Here is a 15,340-nt window from a genome sequence, read left to right on the forward strand (position 1 = left end):
TATTTTCCTTTCTATATAGAAGACAAACAAAAAACGCCCTAGTAAAAGCGCGTCTGCTGTTCCTGTTTCTTCTTGTCTTGTTCACGTTCTCGATCCTGATCAGATTGGCGTTTTTGATATTCGCGTTTGGCTAACCGCTGTGCCTTGATATCGGCGTTGAAAATCTTCTGTAGGCCGTTCAAGTGATTGGCTACTGATGGTTGATGATGTGTTTGAGAAACAGCTTCTTGTTCGGTACGGTAAGCTGATATATCTTTTAAAATACTGTTACCCATCCGGGCATACAGTTCATGTAATTTGTTATCGGTGTAGTCTTGCGCACGGTTAGCTTCTTTTGTGCCACTGCCATACAAGGCTTCACGAAAACGTGTTTCTTGTGCGAGTAGTTGTTTAAATTCACCCAACTCCTCAGGCTTACAACGCATCAAATAGTTTCGTGACAAGGCATCTAACTGATCGCGATAGGGCTTCATGGCATTGTTGTTGTACTTCCAAAGACGGCGATCACGGGGCAAGCTTTTGACAAGCTCTTGATACCTAACGGCAAAGTCTAGGCTGCTCTGATGACGCCAAACAGAACGCTGATCGGGTTGCAGTCGTTGACGAATGAGGTCACTGATCCGTGCAAGTGAACGATCGCGATCAACCATTTCGTTAGCAAAGGCAGCTTTGAAATGGTTCAAGATCTTCTTGGGTACATAACCTTTGCGCTGCCATTCTTGATAGGTCTCACCGTGCCTACCTTCAACCGTAACTCGTTTCCATTCACGGGTAGGTTGTGGCTCCACAATAGCAACGTGGATATGAATGTTGTCTGTGTTGCGGTGAATTGCAGCAGACCAAATAGCTGAATGTGCCATACCCATTTTGCTGGTAAAGTCGTTCATGGCGACCCGGGTAGCGTCACGCAACTTGGCTTCATCTAACAATTTGGTCTTCGGATTGTAGACATTGTTTTCAGCTAGGAAGTCATTTCGGAAACTGAAGACGGACTGCCACATGACTGACTGATGTTTTTGTGCCACGGTGAATTGTTTTTTTAACTGAACGCGTTGTGTTGATGTTAGATGATCGTATTGATCAGTGAAGATGCCGGAAGACTTTTTCGGATTCTCCATGTAGTGGTTGTAGCCGTCAACTGACAGAATGTTTTGTTGGTCAAAGTGATCAATCCGAATCGCCTCGTCTCGATCAATGTAGTTGATGTAGCTACCAAATTTTTTGGCATGGGCTGCGACAAAATCAGTCACATTGACAATGCCCGGTGATACTCGACTAGGCATCAGCACCACCACCTCGATGGTGTACTTGAGTCGTTTGGTGACGAATGTACTCGGTCTTAATTTGGTCACTGACAATCTTACGAGCAACCGTTGTTGGCTTCATTGTGTCATCGGGAATGGGCAAATTGTCCCAGCCGTTTTGAACGACAACACCGTCAAACAGTTTCAGTAAGACCAGCAAGTTTCGGTCGATAAAGTTAATCTTTCTTTCAAGCGGGGCAAGTGCGTTCTGAACACTCTCGCTGATGTTAGAGGCACGCTCGTTAGCTTGGTCAAGTTGATTATTAAGCCGGTGCTCATCATCCAACAGTGACTTAATCGCTGCACTAAGGGTCTCAATTTGATGAGTCGTCATATAAGTTTTTAGTTCTTCATCTGAGGCTAACGCATCATCACTTGAGTCAACAAAAAATGTTTTCCTGGTTCGCAAAGTAATTCCTCCTAACGAAGTTGTTGAAGTTGTCGCAGTTAATGAAGCTGTTCGATCTCTTTACTAAGGTCTCGAAAAGCAGCCGTGTTTTGTTCAATGATGATTGCCATCTGTTTGGTTAGCTCGCGCAAATCTGACACATCACCGCTGAGTAAGTGACCGGTTGCATCATGATGAATAAGTTTGCGAAGATAGGCTTCTCGAGACAGATGAGCACGTTTAGCAGCGGATTCAATACCCGCCAAATCTTGCTCAGATAAATCTCTTACTTTTAATTCTGCCATTCTTTTTTCCTCCTTTGGGTCTGTACTAGAATTTCGGACAGAAACATAAGAGAATTGATTTATCCGAAAGGAGTCCTCAAAATGACCTATTCACGCAATCGCTACGACCAAGATTTTAAGAAAAATGCGGTACGTTTGAGTTTTAACTCTTCCAAACCAGTTAAAATCATTGCCTCCGAACTTGGTGTTCCTGAAAGTGCCCTGTATCGTTGGCGGAAGCTATATACCGAAGATGGAAAGCAAACGCCGCTTGCTTCTTTAGAAGCTGAGAACCGTGCCTTAAAACGTGAAAATGCCGAATTAGCATTGGAGCGTGATATGTTAAAAAAAGCCGCTGCCTACTTTGCCAGTCGCCAGAAGTAACCCCCAGCGATAAGTATGCTTTTATGTTGAGGGAAACCTCTGTTTCTGTGGTAAGGTGGGCGCGTTTGTTAGACGTATCAACGAGTGGTTATTATGCTTGGCGGAGAGCTTTGCCAAAGCGAAACGCCAAAGAAGGGCAATATCGTCAACGAATCAAACACTTTTTTGATCAAGGACAGGGCACTTACGGGCCCAAACGCATCTGCGGTTTATTGCGTAAAAATGGTAATAAAGCTTCCTATCACCGAGTTGCCCGTCTGATGGCTGATGCCGGTCTGTATTCAACGCTACGTTGTCGTCATCCGAAGAGTTTGACCGATAGCCGCCTTGCTCGTCAAGGTGATTATCCCAATCTAGTGAAACACCAATCTTTTAAGCCGTTTGAAGCCTTATCAAGTGACATTACACAGACGACAACATCAGAAGGAAAAGCTTACATTTGCCAAATAAGGGATTTGAACAGCAACCTAGTGTTAGCTCATCAAATATCCAATCATATGGACACGGATTTAGTCTTAGCGACACTTAAACAAGCCCACCAAAGGTGGGCTTTGCCAGAAACGTGTATTTTTCATAGTGACCGTGGTAGCCAATACACGGCCAAAGCAGTGACAAAGTTGGTCAACCAATATCATTGGCAACGTAGCTTCTCAGCATTGGGAAAACCGGGTGATAACGCTTGGAGCGAAAGCTTCTTTGCCATCATGAAGAAAGAGCTCATTTATCAGATACAATTTAAAGATATCAATGATCTGAGAGCGCAAGTCTTCGCTTACATCGAGACCTTTTACAACCGCGTAAGGGTACAAGCACGCTTAGACTATCTTGCACCAGTAGCATGGCTTTCCTTGTATGACCAAGCTTCACAAAAAGTCGCTTAGCAAACTGTCCGAAAAAGTGTTGACTTCCCTTTAAAAATATGACACTAACGAAAACGTCACTGATTTGATAGCCACGCTTCCAAAATATTTGACTTGTTGACCCTTAGATTGTACTTAGCAAGTTCCGGATTTTGATTTAGTTCCCGTTTCTTTTCAGCTACCAACTGATCCAACTTTGCGATTGCCTGATCGCTCAAGGTCATCATGACTCGACGTGTTTCGTTTTGTTTATCCATCTCAAGACCTCCTTCACGGTGAAGATGAATTGTCATCTGGAAATCCGTTACACTGCAAAATTGCATCATGTTACCGGACGATTTTTGGTAAACAGTTGCGACTACTCTGGTCAAAACGTGATCGTTATTCACCAGGAAAACGATCAGAAAAATCTAAGTTGCGAACCAACCAACCTCAAAAATGGCCCGATCGAAACAAGCGTATTTTTAGGGTGATCTGACACGTCCCTAAATAAAGAAAGAGCATAAGGTAAAACTGACCCCAAAAGTGGGGTAAACCGCAGTGCGGTTTGATTTATGGCGGGGTCAGAGTTTAATGCTAACGTGGAGCGATCCTTGATTTACTCCACGTGAAAAAATTGCGAACGTGTAGTAAAACGCGTTTTACTACACGTGGATTATGCCTGTCGTGACAAGGAATAGCGCCGTCTACGTGTAGTAAATGACGTTTTACTCCACCTGAGCAAGAATATTCGCTTTTTGGTCATAAACGAGCACTTTTTGGTGTTGCAACGTTCACAACTCACTAGTGACTTGACGACAACACGAAGTACACACTACGAGTTGCACTAACTGCAAGCGCACATGTGCACTCAATGATGAGTGTAATGTTGATAGTGCTTCTCGTAACTTTGAAGATTGTTCTGGGCCACCTTAATGGCACTTTGCGTGTCGCTGATGTCCTGTTTCTTGTCTTGTATATTCGTCTCGGTTTGCGTCATGCGTTGTTCAGTTGCTTGCTTTTGTTTGCCGACTTGCAAGTTGGCGGTGTCTTTTTGACGATCTAAACTAGTCTTCAAAATTTGCAGATCATGATTGTATTGGACCAGCTTCTTTTCTAAGGAGGCGACTCGGTCGGTCGTGTTACTACGTAAAATCTTGAGGTAGTCTTTAAGATAAACGCCTTCTGTTAGGGACATCACCTTGGCTGGATGGCGAAGGTCTAGGAGAACGAAATCAATGGCACTCGTGACCCCTGACAGGTCTTTTTTCGAACCTAGTTTGACAAACAAGCGGCCATTGTTGATCGCACTTTTCTTAAGCTTGACCACGTAATAATCATCGGCAATCTGTTTCAATTGGGTATGGAAGTCACTGCCGCTATGTGTCCTTTTAGTCACGACGACAGTCGTTAAAGGTGCCAGTGGGTCGATGGTGTTCTTGGTAACATAGAAGTACATGGCGGCGTTTTGCTTGTCCGTATCGACCCCAGCAAATTGAAATTGGTTGTTGCCTTGATCGAAGGTCTGACCAAGGCTGATTTGTTTGTTGTCGGTTTGACGAGGCCATAAAACGATCGCAAAAATGAGCAAAGAAAAAGCTGCTAGGAGAATGCCAAGCAGTTTGACGTAGCGAAGACTGTACTTGTTTTTGTCTTGAAAGTGAATACCTTGATTCATCATTTTAATGTTCACCTGCCTTGCCACCAGCCAGCACTTTGTCGATTTGCTGCTCTTGATGACCGGTGTACTGCGTCACCACTTTGCCCTTTTTATAATGAACTAGGGTCGGTACTTTCGTGATGCCTAACGCTGCTGCCGCTTCTCTGTTTTGCTCATTAGCAACGCTGGCAAACTTGAGTTGTCCGGTCACTGACCGCCAGAAGTAAGTGCGATAAACTTGTTGGCACACTGGACACGTAGGACTGTAGTAGAGAATATATTGATCCTTCTTTTGTGCATTGATAGTGATCGGTGTTGCCACATTGATCATTGCCTTTGGTGCGTATACATAGAACGCTGATAGAGAAGCCGTAGCGATGACAATACCTATCACCGTATTGATGAGGAAATGTCTAAACGGATGCTTCACGGTGTCACCCCCGATAGTGCGCGGTTAGAATCAAAGGCAGCTAATTTGTAGTCATTGCCAACCTTCCTGACCGTGCCTTGAAAAACCATCGTGGTTTTCTTATTTGTGTTGGTCTTGTTGTTACCAAGTTCATAACGTGCCATTAACAAGTAGTCGTCACCCTGTGGGGTGACATAAACGCGCAGATCGTTAATCGTTGATTCTTGAAACCCATTTGCGCTAATGGGTGTATCACGATCAGGCATGAAACTTTGGATCGCCTCACCCGTTAGGTAAAGTTTCATGGCTTCATACTGACCCATTGTGGTGGCCGTTTTAGGCGAGTACATGCCTTGCAACAGACCATTCATCATTGCTGTGATCTTCTGTGTTGTGTCTGTTAGATTGTCTGATTGAGATGATGTCGTAGTCGATTTTTTACTAGCGTTATCAGCTTGATTTGACGCACGATCGGCCTGGTTAGAAAGCTTGAGCGCCTCTAATTGCGTCTCTAATGATCTCTTTTTAGACGCCATGGTACGGAGTTCTTGTTTCTGCTGACTGATATTTTTGTTGGCTGTATTGGCTGACGTCCAGCCATAGGCACCGGCACCAAGTGCGATGATCATCATGACACTGACCAGTATTGTTTTACGATTCATGTTTACCTCCTTGTTCTATGGTCTGACTGCAAAGTCTGGTTCATAGTCTTTATAGGGACGAATGTGACAGACGTCATTGGGTTCAGGTTCCTCGATCACTTGACCATCACCAGCGTAAAAAGCAATATGATGTGACGCGCCATGAGCGCCATAAAAGATCATATCGCCTGGCTGTAATTCACTCATGACAGGTTTGCCGCCGTTGAATAGCATCGTACCTTTGCTTTCCAGTGACACCGTGTATTGTGGGTAAGATTTATGCGTGACCTGCATTAAGACGTAACCAACAAAGCCAGAACAGTCCATGCCAGTCGCTGGGGATTTGCCACCCCAGACATAGGGAACGCCAAGATATTTCTTCGCTTCGGTAATGATGGCACTACCGTTACCCACACTTCCAGCGCCAGAGTTGCACGTCGTTGCCAATGTGGCACTGGCATCTGCTCCAAATTCAAGCATTGTTTTTTTGACAGATGGTACCCAGCTGGCATTTAGTCCCGTGGGATCGTTAGCCGCACCCACAGGACAGTAGACCGAACCAAGCTTCTCAACCGTTGATAACTGTCGCTCGACAACCAGGTTATGCAAGGTGGCCGCCGTTGCGTCGATGCCTGCTTCAATAGTCGGATATGAAATGATGGTGCTACCTGACATCTGGCCTGACGGATTGTTTTGATTACGCACGGCCGAACTTTTTCCCCACCCACTTTCGTGTCCCATGATGGACGCAAAAAGAGCAGGCGAAACGCCTGCCTTGTTTGCTGCTTTGATAGTGTAGTCAGCTTCATCTTTGAGCACGCCACTCGTAAAATATTTGGCCCATGCTTGCTGATAGGTGTCTTTGTTGAAATTACCCGTGGCCGAAATACTACCGGTAATATCGCAGTCGCTACCGCCACCTTTCTTATCGTTCAACCCAGCAAACATGGCTGCAATGAGGACCATGAACAAAACAAAAAGCAGTACGAAACTGCTTAAGCTTCCAAAGATCAAACGCAACAACCAACGTTTGCTAAGAGTTTTCACATCAGGCACCACCCTTGAAGATGGCAAGTTCTTGCTTCGTCACCTGGAAGTGCATATGCAGTTTTTCAGATCCTAGGAGGAACATGGCTTCACCTTTATCAAACTTAGGAATCTGTAAAAACTCGCTAGGTGACAGAATATCACCTAACAACTGGCGCAAAATACGTGGGTTCTTTTCTGTTCCAATGGTTGTCGCATCATGCTTCAAAACAATCTTGTATTGGCATAAGGTATAAATCTGCCTGAGCGCATTAATGGCGCTGACTGTGTCTCGGTCTTGCGCATTATCACCGCTAGGAAACATTCGCTCCAACCGCTGTGTTGCTAAGCAAATGGCGCCAAAGGCTTTACGATCTTCTGACATGATTCGGACAAACAGATCGGCCACATAAGCCTTTTTGGTGTTCAACAAAGTGTGACATTCATCAACGACCAATAAGAAGTGGTGAATATCCTCAAGCGATCGCTCACCGTCATCAAACGCCTTCTTTTCAATCCGTCCTTGTTTCATACAAACGTTGTAACTTGAGATCAGCGCATTATAAATCTGCAAGTCCTGTACTTCTTCTGGGTAAGAATCTGCAAGCGCTGAAAGGTCATAGGAAACCACCAACTCCCCGTCATAATCAGGCAAGGTAGAATGCACATCAAACAATTCGCCATAAGTCTTCCGCAAATTGTTAAGGGTGACATAGATATGATCTAGCAGTTTCTTTTCCATATCGTCTGTGCGGTTTTGGCGTTTTTGATCAACAAAGTCAATGAGTTGACTGAGCGTGGGATAATCATTGGCGTCTCGTTCCGTAATAAAAGGCTTCTGAGTTAAGCCAATGCTGTCCCCCAGAATCCCTAGTTGACGATACAAGCCGTCGCATTGGGTTGCGAAGTATTGTGCTTCCTGACCGCTGGCATCGTGATTAAACAAGCGATATTTCACACTCAAGTCCTTGAGATGAGCTTTGTAACTGCCAACTGGGTCAACTTCGTTGCTATCACCCACGGTCACACTTGGATAAACCTGCAGCAGATTGATTGTGCCGTAACGACCATCTAAACTAACGACCTTCCCGCCTAGAGCGTGCACCGTGTCTCTAAACTCACCGGATCGATCAAAGATACGTACTAGATCACTCCTAATCGCACGCTCCCAAATAATCTTTTTGAGCTGCGTTGATTTACCTGATCCCAGGTCACCACTCAAAAACAGATTGTAGTAAGTTCGCTGCTTGTCGACTAAAAACTGATCCCAATAGACGGTGCCGCCAGTCTGTGTGTAGCCAAAATAAGACCCAAACGGGTCATTTAAAGAAGTCTGATTATGCGCAAAACTTAAACCTAAAACTTCTCCGCTCAACGGAATTCCTTCGCGTGCATTCTTCAAGTACCGCTGTTCACCAGCAGGTAGAAACATCGCCTGATACTCTTCCATGCCTTCACCGAGAAAAACGGAAGCTTTGAAGCTCATTTTGCGAATCTGCTTCACGACTTCATTTACTTTACGTTCCAATTGATCACGAGTTGCCGCATAACAATACACTCGAATGTAGGTTTGCCTGATGACCTCACCGTCTTTACGTAGTGCTAAGCTCAATGATCGCAGCGGATCAATTTCATTTTGAATCTCATCGGCATCGGCAATATTCTTCGCATGATCTAATTGCACCGTCAGTTCTGTAATAGCTTCCGCAATGTTGTCAACGAAGTCCGCCTTGGTATTGTTGACCGTATCTACCGTTGTTGTCACGCCGGGGATCTCAGTAATACCTGTGAGCCAAAAGTCGCTGAACTCCTCCGGAATATCAAAAATATGGATCGTCGTCATATAGTGATCACCCATATTCAGATAAAGTTCGTTTCGCGTATCAATACCGCCTGCAGGCTGTGTTTTGAAAACAAAGTGCTGATCTAAATCAAGCTTCTTCAGTTTCACTAACACTCACCTCCGGATTATTCATCATCTGTAACATCTTCTCCTTTTCAGCAAGCCCAGCACGCTCAAAGGTATAAAGCGTTGATGCATGCCTAGCTAATTCGAGATTTTTTTCTAGCTCCGGCACACTGTCGCCAAAGAACCAGATCCAACTGCTTAGCTTGCGATAGGTTTTTTCTAGCTGCTTAAGAACAGCTAGATCGTGTTGCAACAGCTCAAGATAAATGGGATTACGGGTCTGCTCAATTTTCCGCCGGAAATAAGTCTGTTGCCGTTGGTTGGTCTCTGGAAAATTCATGTATAGTTCCTTGATCGAACCAGGGTATTGTTGATGTAACCCCCAAAGCTCACTCTCAATTTGATCAGCGTCTTGAACGGACAGTTCAAATAAGTCAAAGCTTTTGGGCTTGAATACGTCCGCATAAAACATGAGACCATTGTGAGCCAGCTTAATGTAGCCAGAATTAGTGATACCAACAACTGGATAAATACGACCAACACCATCCTTGCGTTCCTTTTTCTTGGCTGCCTCTTTTTGGCGTTTACGTGCTTCAACAGCGTCAAACTTTGTTGCCACGATGCTCACCTCGCTTGAATAGTAGTTGTCTAATTGGATCGTCAATTGCATGGTAAATGACCCGCTTGCGCAGTAACAACTGTTTCATAACCTGCAAGTTGTTCTTTTGTGGTACACCGGATTGGATTCGTAACGCTGCAGTTAGCACAAACATTAAAATCAACCCAAACAATGCGACAGCCATGGGTGTTGTCACTATTAACACAACAAAAGTGACCCCGGAAACAGCACCTGCAATGAAGACATCGCGTATGGTCAGGAGTTTGTTGTATTGTCCTTTGACAATGAGACGGCGCGAATAAATCACCTTATGAGCCATTTAAGTCACCTCCTAAAGGTTGGCTGTTCATTATGATTTTGATACGAGTTCTTTGCACTTTGGATTACTTTGCGTGTATTGCTTGGAATGGCAGCACCGCGATTATAGGAACGCTGTGCCAGCCGAACGGTTTGCGAATGCTTGGCAAGTGCCGGAACGACTCTGCCGCCCCACATCTGACCTAGCGTCCGTGTCTCAGCCGGAATCTGCTGTGGCGCTGAGCCAGTATCAACGGCTTGCGTTCCAGATTCTACTTGCGTACCACTATCTGGACTAGTATTCCCTATTGATGCTCGGTTTCCCGCCTGACTACCAACGTTGCTGGTCGCTGATTGGCCCTGGGTGTTAGTCCCAGTCGCAAAGTTTGATCCTTTAGGAGCCGGTTGCCCCATCGTACGTTGTGCTGTTTTAGGTTTTGAAAGCTCGCCTTGATCTCCTTGCATTGGTTCACTACCACTCAGTGAAGCCATGTCTGGCCCAGCTGCTGCTGGTGCCTCACTGCCTGGTTCTGTGCCACTCAACGAAGCCATATCTGGACCGGCAGCTGCCGGCATCTCACTTGCCGGTTCAGTGCTACTGAGCGAAGCCATATCTGGCCCCGTGGTTGCTGGTGCCTCACTGGCTGCCTCTGTACCGCTCAACGAAGCCATATCTGGACCGGCAACGCTCGATGAGGTTGGATTAGCGTCTGTGCCACTTTGTTTGCCAAGCGCTGGATCTGTTGTCGCTGGTGTTTCCAGATCAGGTGTGGCTGCGTCTTGTTTGGCTGCTTCTGCACCAATGCCATCAATGGATGGTTTACTACCGCTAGAACGATTACTCTTATTGCTCCTAAACGCATTTGCAAAACCAGCACCATATCCCGCCGCACGAGCAGCGCCATGCACCGTTGCGTGTGCCGCATTGCTGAAACCCCGTGCCATACCACGACCTAGGCCACCAGCGGCACGAAGACCCATCGCACCACCAACAAGGGTTGCCCCAATACCACGTGCACCGCCATCCATGCCAAACAAACTTGTCACAATGTTTGGACCATTAATCAAAAACATGGCTCCAGCAATAATTCCGAAACACTGTGCTACTGGGCTTTGTTGATTTGATGGATTCGCAAGGGCACTTGTCCAGAAGGTGAATAGTTGTAACATGACCGAGGTTAAAAACAACACAATGAAGGTATCGCGCAGCTTTTGTATCAAGGCTAAATTACGTTTGCCTGAATCAATATCAGACAAGGCCATGCCTTGCGCCAGCATGGTAATAAAACCGATTTCCATAATGGATACGAAAACCTTGATAATGACCAAGATGATCGCAATGGTAAACGCAAATAACTCGAAAAACGTCAGATACGGATGAAAAGAGTAACGGTAGTAAGCAATATCGTGGAAGAATGCCTTCATATCGCGTAATTGGTACTTACCGTCACCGCCCATTGTCAGCTGATGCGACATGATTTCATTCCCAGTCGCATTTAGTTTGGAACCAGCATGATTCAATAGCGTATTCCCAGTATCCAGTGTTTCATTAATATCTAGGTTATTGACGTCGTCAATTGTTTTGATGCTCGTGCTTGGATTGGGCGATAGGATTTCCAACCATTATTGTTGACCCGCATTAAATCAGTCATATTGTTGGAGACGATTGAGACCGCCGGACGTGCTTTTTGTAGTGATGTTCCGACGCCAGCAACGACCAATCCAGACAGGGTTGACGTCAAGGTACCAAGGCCAATGAAGATAAACAACGCCACCATGAGATTGTTGATCTTCTGGTGAAAGTCAGTCTTGGTACGATGAATCATCATGAAACCGACCCAGGCAATACCCAACGTACAAAGAATCCAAAAGATGGGCTGATACGCGGCAACAAAGCCACTGACATCTTTTGAGTTCCAAAAGTCGATGAGTTTAAACGCTTGACTGTACATACTGGTCAAGCCATCAGCCAAATTCGCTAACATACGAATGATTTGCCAGCCAATCCAGCGTAGGCCATCGTTGATCCATGTTGCTTTGTGCAACACTGGCTGAAACTTTTCCAAATATTCAATGGTACTCAAGCATTGTCACCTTCTTTCTTCTTGAATGCATCGAGTTTTTGATAAGCAAAGTCCAGTTGCGCAGCAAAGCTTTTCATGGCTCGCCGAGCATTTAGCCAATGAGTCATCGCTTCAACAGAATCCAGCGACTGATATTCAGCGTAGTCATCTTGTGTGAGCAGCTCCTGAACGCCCTTTTCAATCATCTGTAGTTGCGATTGGCTAAACAAAGCCGATAACGGCGTTGTTTGTTGATCAATCTCTGTGGTGATTTGTTTTTTAGGATCTTGAGGTTCCTGAAACTGCTGCTTTTGTTGATTACTGCCTTGGTTTGGCTTCGAATCATGCGTTGGCTTCTGTGAACCCGCAGCTGGCGTTTCTTCGGTCTTTTGTTCCAGATTTTCATCAGTTGCTGCTGGTTCAGACGCACTTTGTTCTACCTGCGGCTCATCGTTTTCGGCATTGAGTGAATGACCATTCACTTTAACTGTGATTTCAGGATCATCATTTTCATTCTGCGGTTCAATCGTTGTCACGGTAATATCCAGCAACAGTTTTTTGAGATCAATGTCGTTATGTGCTGGCTTCTTATCGCCATACAACTCGGCAAAGGTTGCCTGGTGATTAAACCGTGTCAGATATTCAAACGAAAATGGTAACTCAGTGCCCTCATCCGGGTTGGCATGAATCGGCCAAGCTGTAATTGAACGATTCTCAAGATCAGACCGTTGCTTGCTGCGAATTAGCACCACTTCGCCTTTCCTGAGTCGAAGCAACTCATCAGGCATCATGAGTCTTCTAGTTTCTTGCGACTCACCAAACGACTTGTCCGTGTCCATTGGTGCCCCGTGACGCGATGGTGCAATCACCGTTGTTTGTCCAATTTGCTTGGAGAAGTATTCTGCATCATCGTAGTTATCAGCCAAAATGTCATACTTGTTGCCACAGGCACCCATGATTTCGGCAGCGCCTTCCCTGCCATAATTGGCCTCCAACTGTGCAATTGACTGCAAAATCAGGTAATAGACCAGACCACGTCCACGACCAACGTTGAGGTAATGTGGTAGTCCTTCAATACGTGGCAAGTTACCCAGTTCCTCATACAGATTAATCACCCGCCGCTTGAGCTTTGAGTCAGCTGCGAGCGTCGCCATCTTAGCCAACACATAGCCCACCTGCGATAGAAAGGTCGCAACTAGTGAGTAGTTCGAGTTGTCGTAATCTGGGTAGATGATAAAGAAAGCCACTGGTTTATCACCAGTGGCTAAGTCGGCAATATTAAAGTCGTTTGTGGCCGTTAAGCGGCCAATATTACTAAAAGCGTAGTTCTTAATGCCTGCCATCGTACCAGTAAAGATACCGCTACGGGTAATCCCTTGCGAAAATTGAATTGTGCCATACTGCAATTTGGCTGGATCACCAGAGGGCAACTTGGAGAAGAACTTGTCCAGTTTGGTCATGCCATTCTCATCTGGATTAGCCCCTAGTTCACTCAACATAGTGGTGACAGTATACATCGTGATTTTCTCAGGTGTGTGTTGATCAAAGCAGACCTTACATACCGCTAGAATCAAGGCGTTTAGCAGTGAAATAGACGACTGTTCCCACATCGGTTCCTTTGCATTCGGATTGTGGAAAATACTGTAAGAAAAGGTATTGCACAACATCTGCGCATTATCAAAGTCTCCAGCAGCGTACGCTTGTTTCACTAGCTCAAGTGGGTTATAGGCAATCGAGTAAGTCGGATCAACTAGGTTTAAAGCCGCAACTCGATAACCACGTGCCTCAAATTCTGCTTTGGTGCTACGAAGCATTTCGCCTTTAACATCGGTGATAATAACAGAGTCATGGACGGATGCTCGCATAATAAAATCCAACACTGGCAAGGAAAATAGTGTGGTCTTCCCACCACCTGGCCCAGCCACAGCAACTGTATTGGTGCCACTAGTATCCACTAGATCAACGCCATGATGCTGGTCGGCACCGCGATACTGCTGCACAACAGTCTTCAATTCATATTTGTCCATTTGATCCTTTTTAATATGGAGCTGAGGTACCCCTGACTTACCGACATATGGATAGTCATTTAATGGAATGGCGATACTTGCGGCCGCCACCTCTGCTACCCGTGCAAAGCGTCCGGTGCCTTTTTGTCCAGTATTAATGGACTGAAAGGCTTTGCGCCAACGATAGGTGCGTATGAGTACATAAATGACCAGCGCCACTAGGCCAACCAAGTACAACAGCACTACCAGCAGATAGGTGAAATCAGGCCATAAAAAGTTAGCCGGATGTAGTACCGTTGCGACAATTGTTTGTAAACTAGGTGCCTGTTTCATCAGTTTTAGGAACATTGACGGAATATGTGTCAACCAATTAAGAATCAGTAGACCACCTATCAACCACAGACCTGCCATCGCGATTAGAAATCGTTTGTTGCCAAGTGCTTCACGCCACTGCCTTTTTTCGTGGTTCATGCTGACCTCCTTTCTGCTACGACCTGTTATTCATGACGACTCGCCATCCATTCCACTAATCGCCAATACACCCTTCTAAGTCTTTGATAAGCGATTTTGAGCACATAGAGTGCTAATGCCACGATGATCGTTATGACAATTAACATCAGTGGATGCTCTTTAATCCCATATATGTCTTGTTCGAGAACATGTGCGTAGGCCGCCAAAACGAGCAGTCCAATCATGATGCCCCATCGAGGGAATATGACGCGCAAGCTTTGCACAAAAAAGACCGCACATACTAGCGCAGCTGCTGTAAGAACAAATTGATATAACTGGGATTGCGTCAGTAAAGCAGCGGGCAGTGCATGATACAGTAACACCAGTGCCAACAGGCTTACAATTAGCCCAAGCGCACGCTCACTGTGCTGCCGCAACGTGATTGGCTTCATTTGGTCGGCTGAAACACCCGTCTCATAGATAATCGTTGCTGTTTTACACCACTCTCCTGCAACCGATATGCCAATCACCTGATAACCGGCCGAGATCAGGTATCGGGTGGTTTCATTAACACGTTCATCGAGGCCATCGCTGGTAAAACTGGAAATTGTTTTTATCGCTCGCATTTTTCCTCCTAGTTGAAGCCTCCTGGTAATACATTGCTGTAGTTCGATGAATCTATGGGCGTGTCATTTGCCGCCTTTGGTGGGTTAGTTAGCTGATCATCAACCACTGGCGCGGCCTCTTTGACGATTTTGACGAAACTGGTGGCCATAATGAAGTATCTGGTCGTTGATTGCCCTGGTGCCTCACTGAACACACTGGCGTCAAAGCGACCAGTGATCAAAACACGATCACCCAGCTTAACGTTCTTAACAAAGTCTGCGGCAGTTTCGTTATAAAGTTTAAAGGGAACATTGACCTTCTTAGTACGATCTTGATGATCTCGAATACATTCCAAATAGGCAGAAGCAGTTAGGAAATCCTGATTTTGACGGTGTTTCACATCGGTTATGACGGTTCCTGATAATTGAACACTATTGATGTCTTCCATGATGTCC

Annotated in this window: 15 protein-coding genes and 1 pseudogene; 1 reads left to right on the forward strand and 15 read right to left on the reverse strand. The window is 45.5% G+C overall.

Going from position 1 to position 15,340, the window contains the following annotated elements; translation table 11 throughout:
- Nucleotides 1-38 precede the first annotated feature (38 nt).
- Genes mobP2 through LBCZ_RS13710 form a run of 3 tightly spaced genes read right to left on the reverse strand, consistent with a single transcriptional unit; the run spans nucleotide 39 to nucleotide 1,997 of the window.
- Complete coding sequence (gene mobP2, locus LBCZ_RS13700) at nucleotides 39-1,283, reverse strand: MobP2 family relaxase (RefSeq protein WP_025013808.1); 1,245 nt, start codon at nucleotides 1,281-1,283, stop codon at nucleotides 39-41.
- The gene (locus tag LBCZ_RS13705) at nucleotides 1,276-1,713 is read right to left on the reverse strand and encodes a hypothetical protein (RefSeq protein ID WP_003589992.1); all 438 of its coding nucleotides are present in this window, start codon (nucleotides 1,711-1,713) and stop codon (nucleotides 1,276-1,278) included. The genes mobP2 and LBCZ_RS13705 overlap by 8 nt, the downstream gene beginning before the upstream one ends.
- Before the next feature lie 38 nt (nucleotides 1,714-1,751).
- Nucleotides 1,752-1,997: a hypothetical protein gene (locus LBCZ_RS13710; protein WP_003589991.1), complete on the reverse strand. Its 246-nt coding sequence runs from the start codon at nucleotides 1,995-1,997 to the stop codon at nucleotides 1,752-1,754.
- Nucleotides 1,998-2,078: 81 nt separating this feature from the next.
- Here LBCZ_RS13710 and LBCZ_RS13720 point away from each other — a divergent pair.
- Nucleotides 2,079-3,241 (forward strand): IS3-like element ISL1 family transposase gene (locus tag LBCZ_RS13720; protein ID WP_144340555.1). Its coding sequence is split into 2 segments (ribosomal slippage): nucleotides 2,079-2,319 and nucleotides 2,319-3,241, totalling 1,164 coding nucleotides; the frame shifts between segments, so codons are not numbered across the junction.
- A gap of 56 nt (nucleotides 3,242-3,297) precedes the next feature.
- On the opposite strand, the gene LBCZ_RS13725 is transcribed toward LBCZ_RS13720, so the two are convergent.
- The 12 genes and pseudogenes from LBCZ_RS13725 to LBCZ_RS13780 all read right to left on the reverse strand — a co-directional run bounded on the left by LBCZ_RS13725 (nucleotide 3,298) and on the right by LBCZ_RS13780 (nucleotide 15,333).
- Entirely contained in the window at nucleotides 3,298-3,477 is a 180-nt protein-coding gene (locus tag LBCZ_RS13725) for a hypothetical protein (protein ID WP_025013621.1), read from the reverse strand.
- Nucleotides 3,478-4,070: 593 nt separating this feature from the next.
- On the reverse strand, nucleotides 4,071-4,892 hold the full coding sequence (locus LBCZ_RS13730) for a hypothetical protein (protein WP_025013620.1): 822 nt from the start codon (nucleotides 4,890-4,892) through the stop codon (nucleotides 4,071-4,073).
- Nucleotides 4,882-5,289 carry a thioredoxin family protein gene (locus tag LBCZ_RS13735; RefSeq protein ID WP_025013619.1) on the reverse strand — a complete coding sequence of 136 codons (408 nt, stop codon included), beginning with the start codon at nucleotides 5,287-5,289 and terminating at the stop codon, nucleotides 4,882-4,884. Before LBCZ_RS13735 ends, LBCZ_RS13730 begins: the two co-directional genes overlap by 11 nt.
- Nucleotides 5,286-5,930 carry a coiled-coil domain-containing protein gene (locus tag LBCZ_RS13740; protein WP_025013618.1) on the reverse strand — a complete coding sequence of 215 codons (645 nt, stop codon included), beginning with the start codon at nucleotides 5,928-5,930 and terminating at the stop codon, nucleotides 5,286-5,288. Before LBCZ_RS13740 ends, LBCZ_RS13735 begins: the two co-directional genes overlap by 4 nt.
- Before the next feature lie 15 nt (nucleotides 5,931-5,945).
- Entirely contained in the window at nucleotides 5,946-6,956 is a 1,011-nt protein-coding gene (locus LBCZ_RS13745; RefSeq protein ID WP_025013617.1) for a C40 family peptidase, read from the reverse strand.
- A gap of 1 nt (nucleotide 6,957) precedes the next feature.
- Complete coding sequence (locus LBCZ_RS13750; RefSeq protein ID WP_025013616.1) at nucleotides 6,958-8,886, reverse strand: type IV secretory pathway, VirB4 protein; 1,929 nt, start codon at nucleotides 8,884-8,886, stop codon at nucleotides 6,958-6,960.
- On the reverse strand, nucleotides 8,867-9,463 hold the full coding sequence (locus tag LBCZ_RS13755) for a hypothetical protein (RefSeq protein ID WP_025013615.1): 597 nt from the start codon (nucleotides 9,461-9,463) through the stop codon (nucleotides 8,867-8,869). Before LBCZ_RS13755 ends, LBCZ_RS13750 begins: the two co-directional genes overlap by 20 nt.
- A complete protein-coding gene (locus LBCZ_RS13760) occupies nucleotides 9,447-9,782 on the reverse strand; it encodes a hypothetical protein (RefSeq protein ID WP_003582234.1) in 336 nt (111 codons plus the stop codon). The genes LBCZ_RS13755 and LBCZ_RS13760 overlap by 17 nt, the downstream gene beginning before the upstream one ends.
- Nucleotides 9,783-9,787: 5 nt before the next feature.
- A pseudogene (locus LBCZ_RS13765) lies at nucleotides 9,788-11,844 on the reverse strand (pLS20_p028 family conjugation system transmembrane protein).
- Nucleotides 11,841-14,300, reverse strand: a complete 2,460-nt coding sequence (locus tag LBCZ_RS13770) for a VirD4-like conjugal transfer protein, CD1115 family (protein WP_039639803.1) — start codon at nucleotides 14,298-14,300, stop codon at nucleotides 11,841-11,843. The pseudogene LBCZ_RS13765 and the gene LBCZ_RS13770 overlap by 4 nt, the downstream one beginning before the upstream one ends.
- 26 nt (nucleotides 14,301-14,326) lie before the next feature.
- A complete protein-coding gene (locus tag LBCZ_RS13775) occupies nucleotides 14,327-14,905 on the reverse strand; it encodes a hypothetical protein (protein ID WP_025013614.1) in 579 nt (192 codons plus the stop codon).
- 8 nt (nucleotides 14,906-14,913) lie between these two features.
- Complete coding sequence (locus LBCZ_RS13780; RefSeq protein WP_025013613.1) at nucleotides 14,914-15,333, reverse strand: single-stranded DNA-binding protein; 420 nt, start codon at nucleotides 15,331-15,333, stop codon at nucleotides 14,914-14,916.
- Nucleotides 15,334-15,340: the final 7 nt, after the last annotated feature.

Origin of the sequence: Lacticaseibacillus casei DSM 20011 = JCM 1134 = ATCC 393 (assembly GCF_000829055.1) — a bacterium.
Taxonomy (GTDB): Bacteria; Bacillota; Bacilli; order Lactobacillales; family Lactobacillaceae; genus Lacticaseibacillus; species Lacticaseibacillus casei.

Excerpts from the sequence above, each read along its gene's own strand:
- mobP2 (WP_025013808.1), bottom strand. The coding sequence starts at position 1,283 with ATGCCTAGTCGAGTATCACCGGGCATTGTCAATGTGACTGATTTTGTC.
- LBCZ_RS13760 (WP_003582234.1), bottom strand. The coding sequence starts at position 9,782 with ATGGCTCATAAGGTGATTTATTCGCGCCGTCTCATTGTCAAAGGACAA.
- LBCZ_RS13770 (WP_039639803.1), bottom strand. The coding sequence starts at position 14,300 with ATGAACCACGAAAAAAGGCAGTGGCGTGAAGCACTTGGCAACAAACGA.
- LBCZ_RS13780 (WP_025013613.1), bottom strand. The coding sequence starts at position 15,333 with ATGGAAGACATCAATAGTGTTCAATTATCAGGAACCGTCATAACCGAT.
- LBCZ_RS13725 (WP_025013621.1), bottom strand. The coding sequence starts at position 3,477 with ATGGATAAACAAAACGAAACACGTCGAGTCATGATGACCTTGAGCGAT.
- LBCZ_RS13710 (WP_003589991.1), bottom strand. The coding sequence starts at position 1,997 with ATGGCAGAATTAAAAGTAAGAGATTTATCTGAGCAAGATTTGGCGGGT.
- LBCZ_RS13775 (WP_025013614.1), bottom strand. The coding sequence starts at position 14,905 with ATGCGAGCGATAAAAACAATTTCCAGTTTTACCAGCGATGGCCTCGAT.
- LBCZ_RS13740 (WP_025013618.1), bottom strand. The coding sequence starts at position 5,930 with ATGAATCGTAAAACAATACTGGTCAGTGTCATGATGATCATCGCACTT.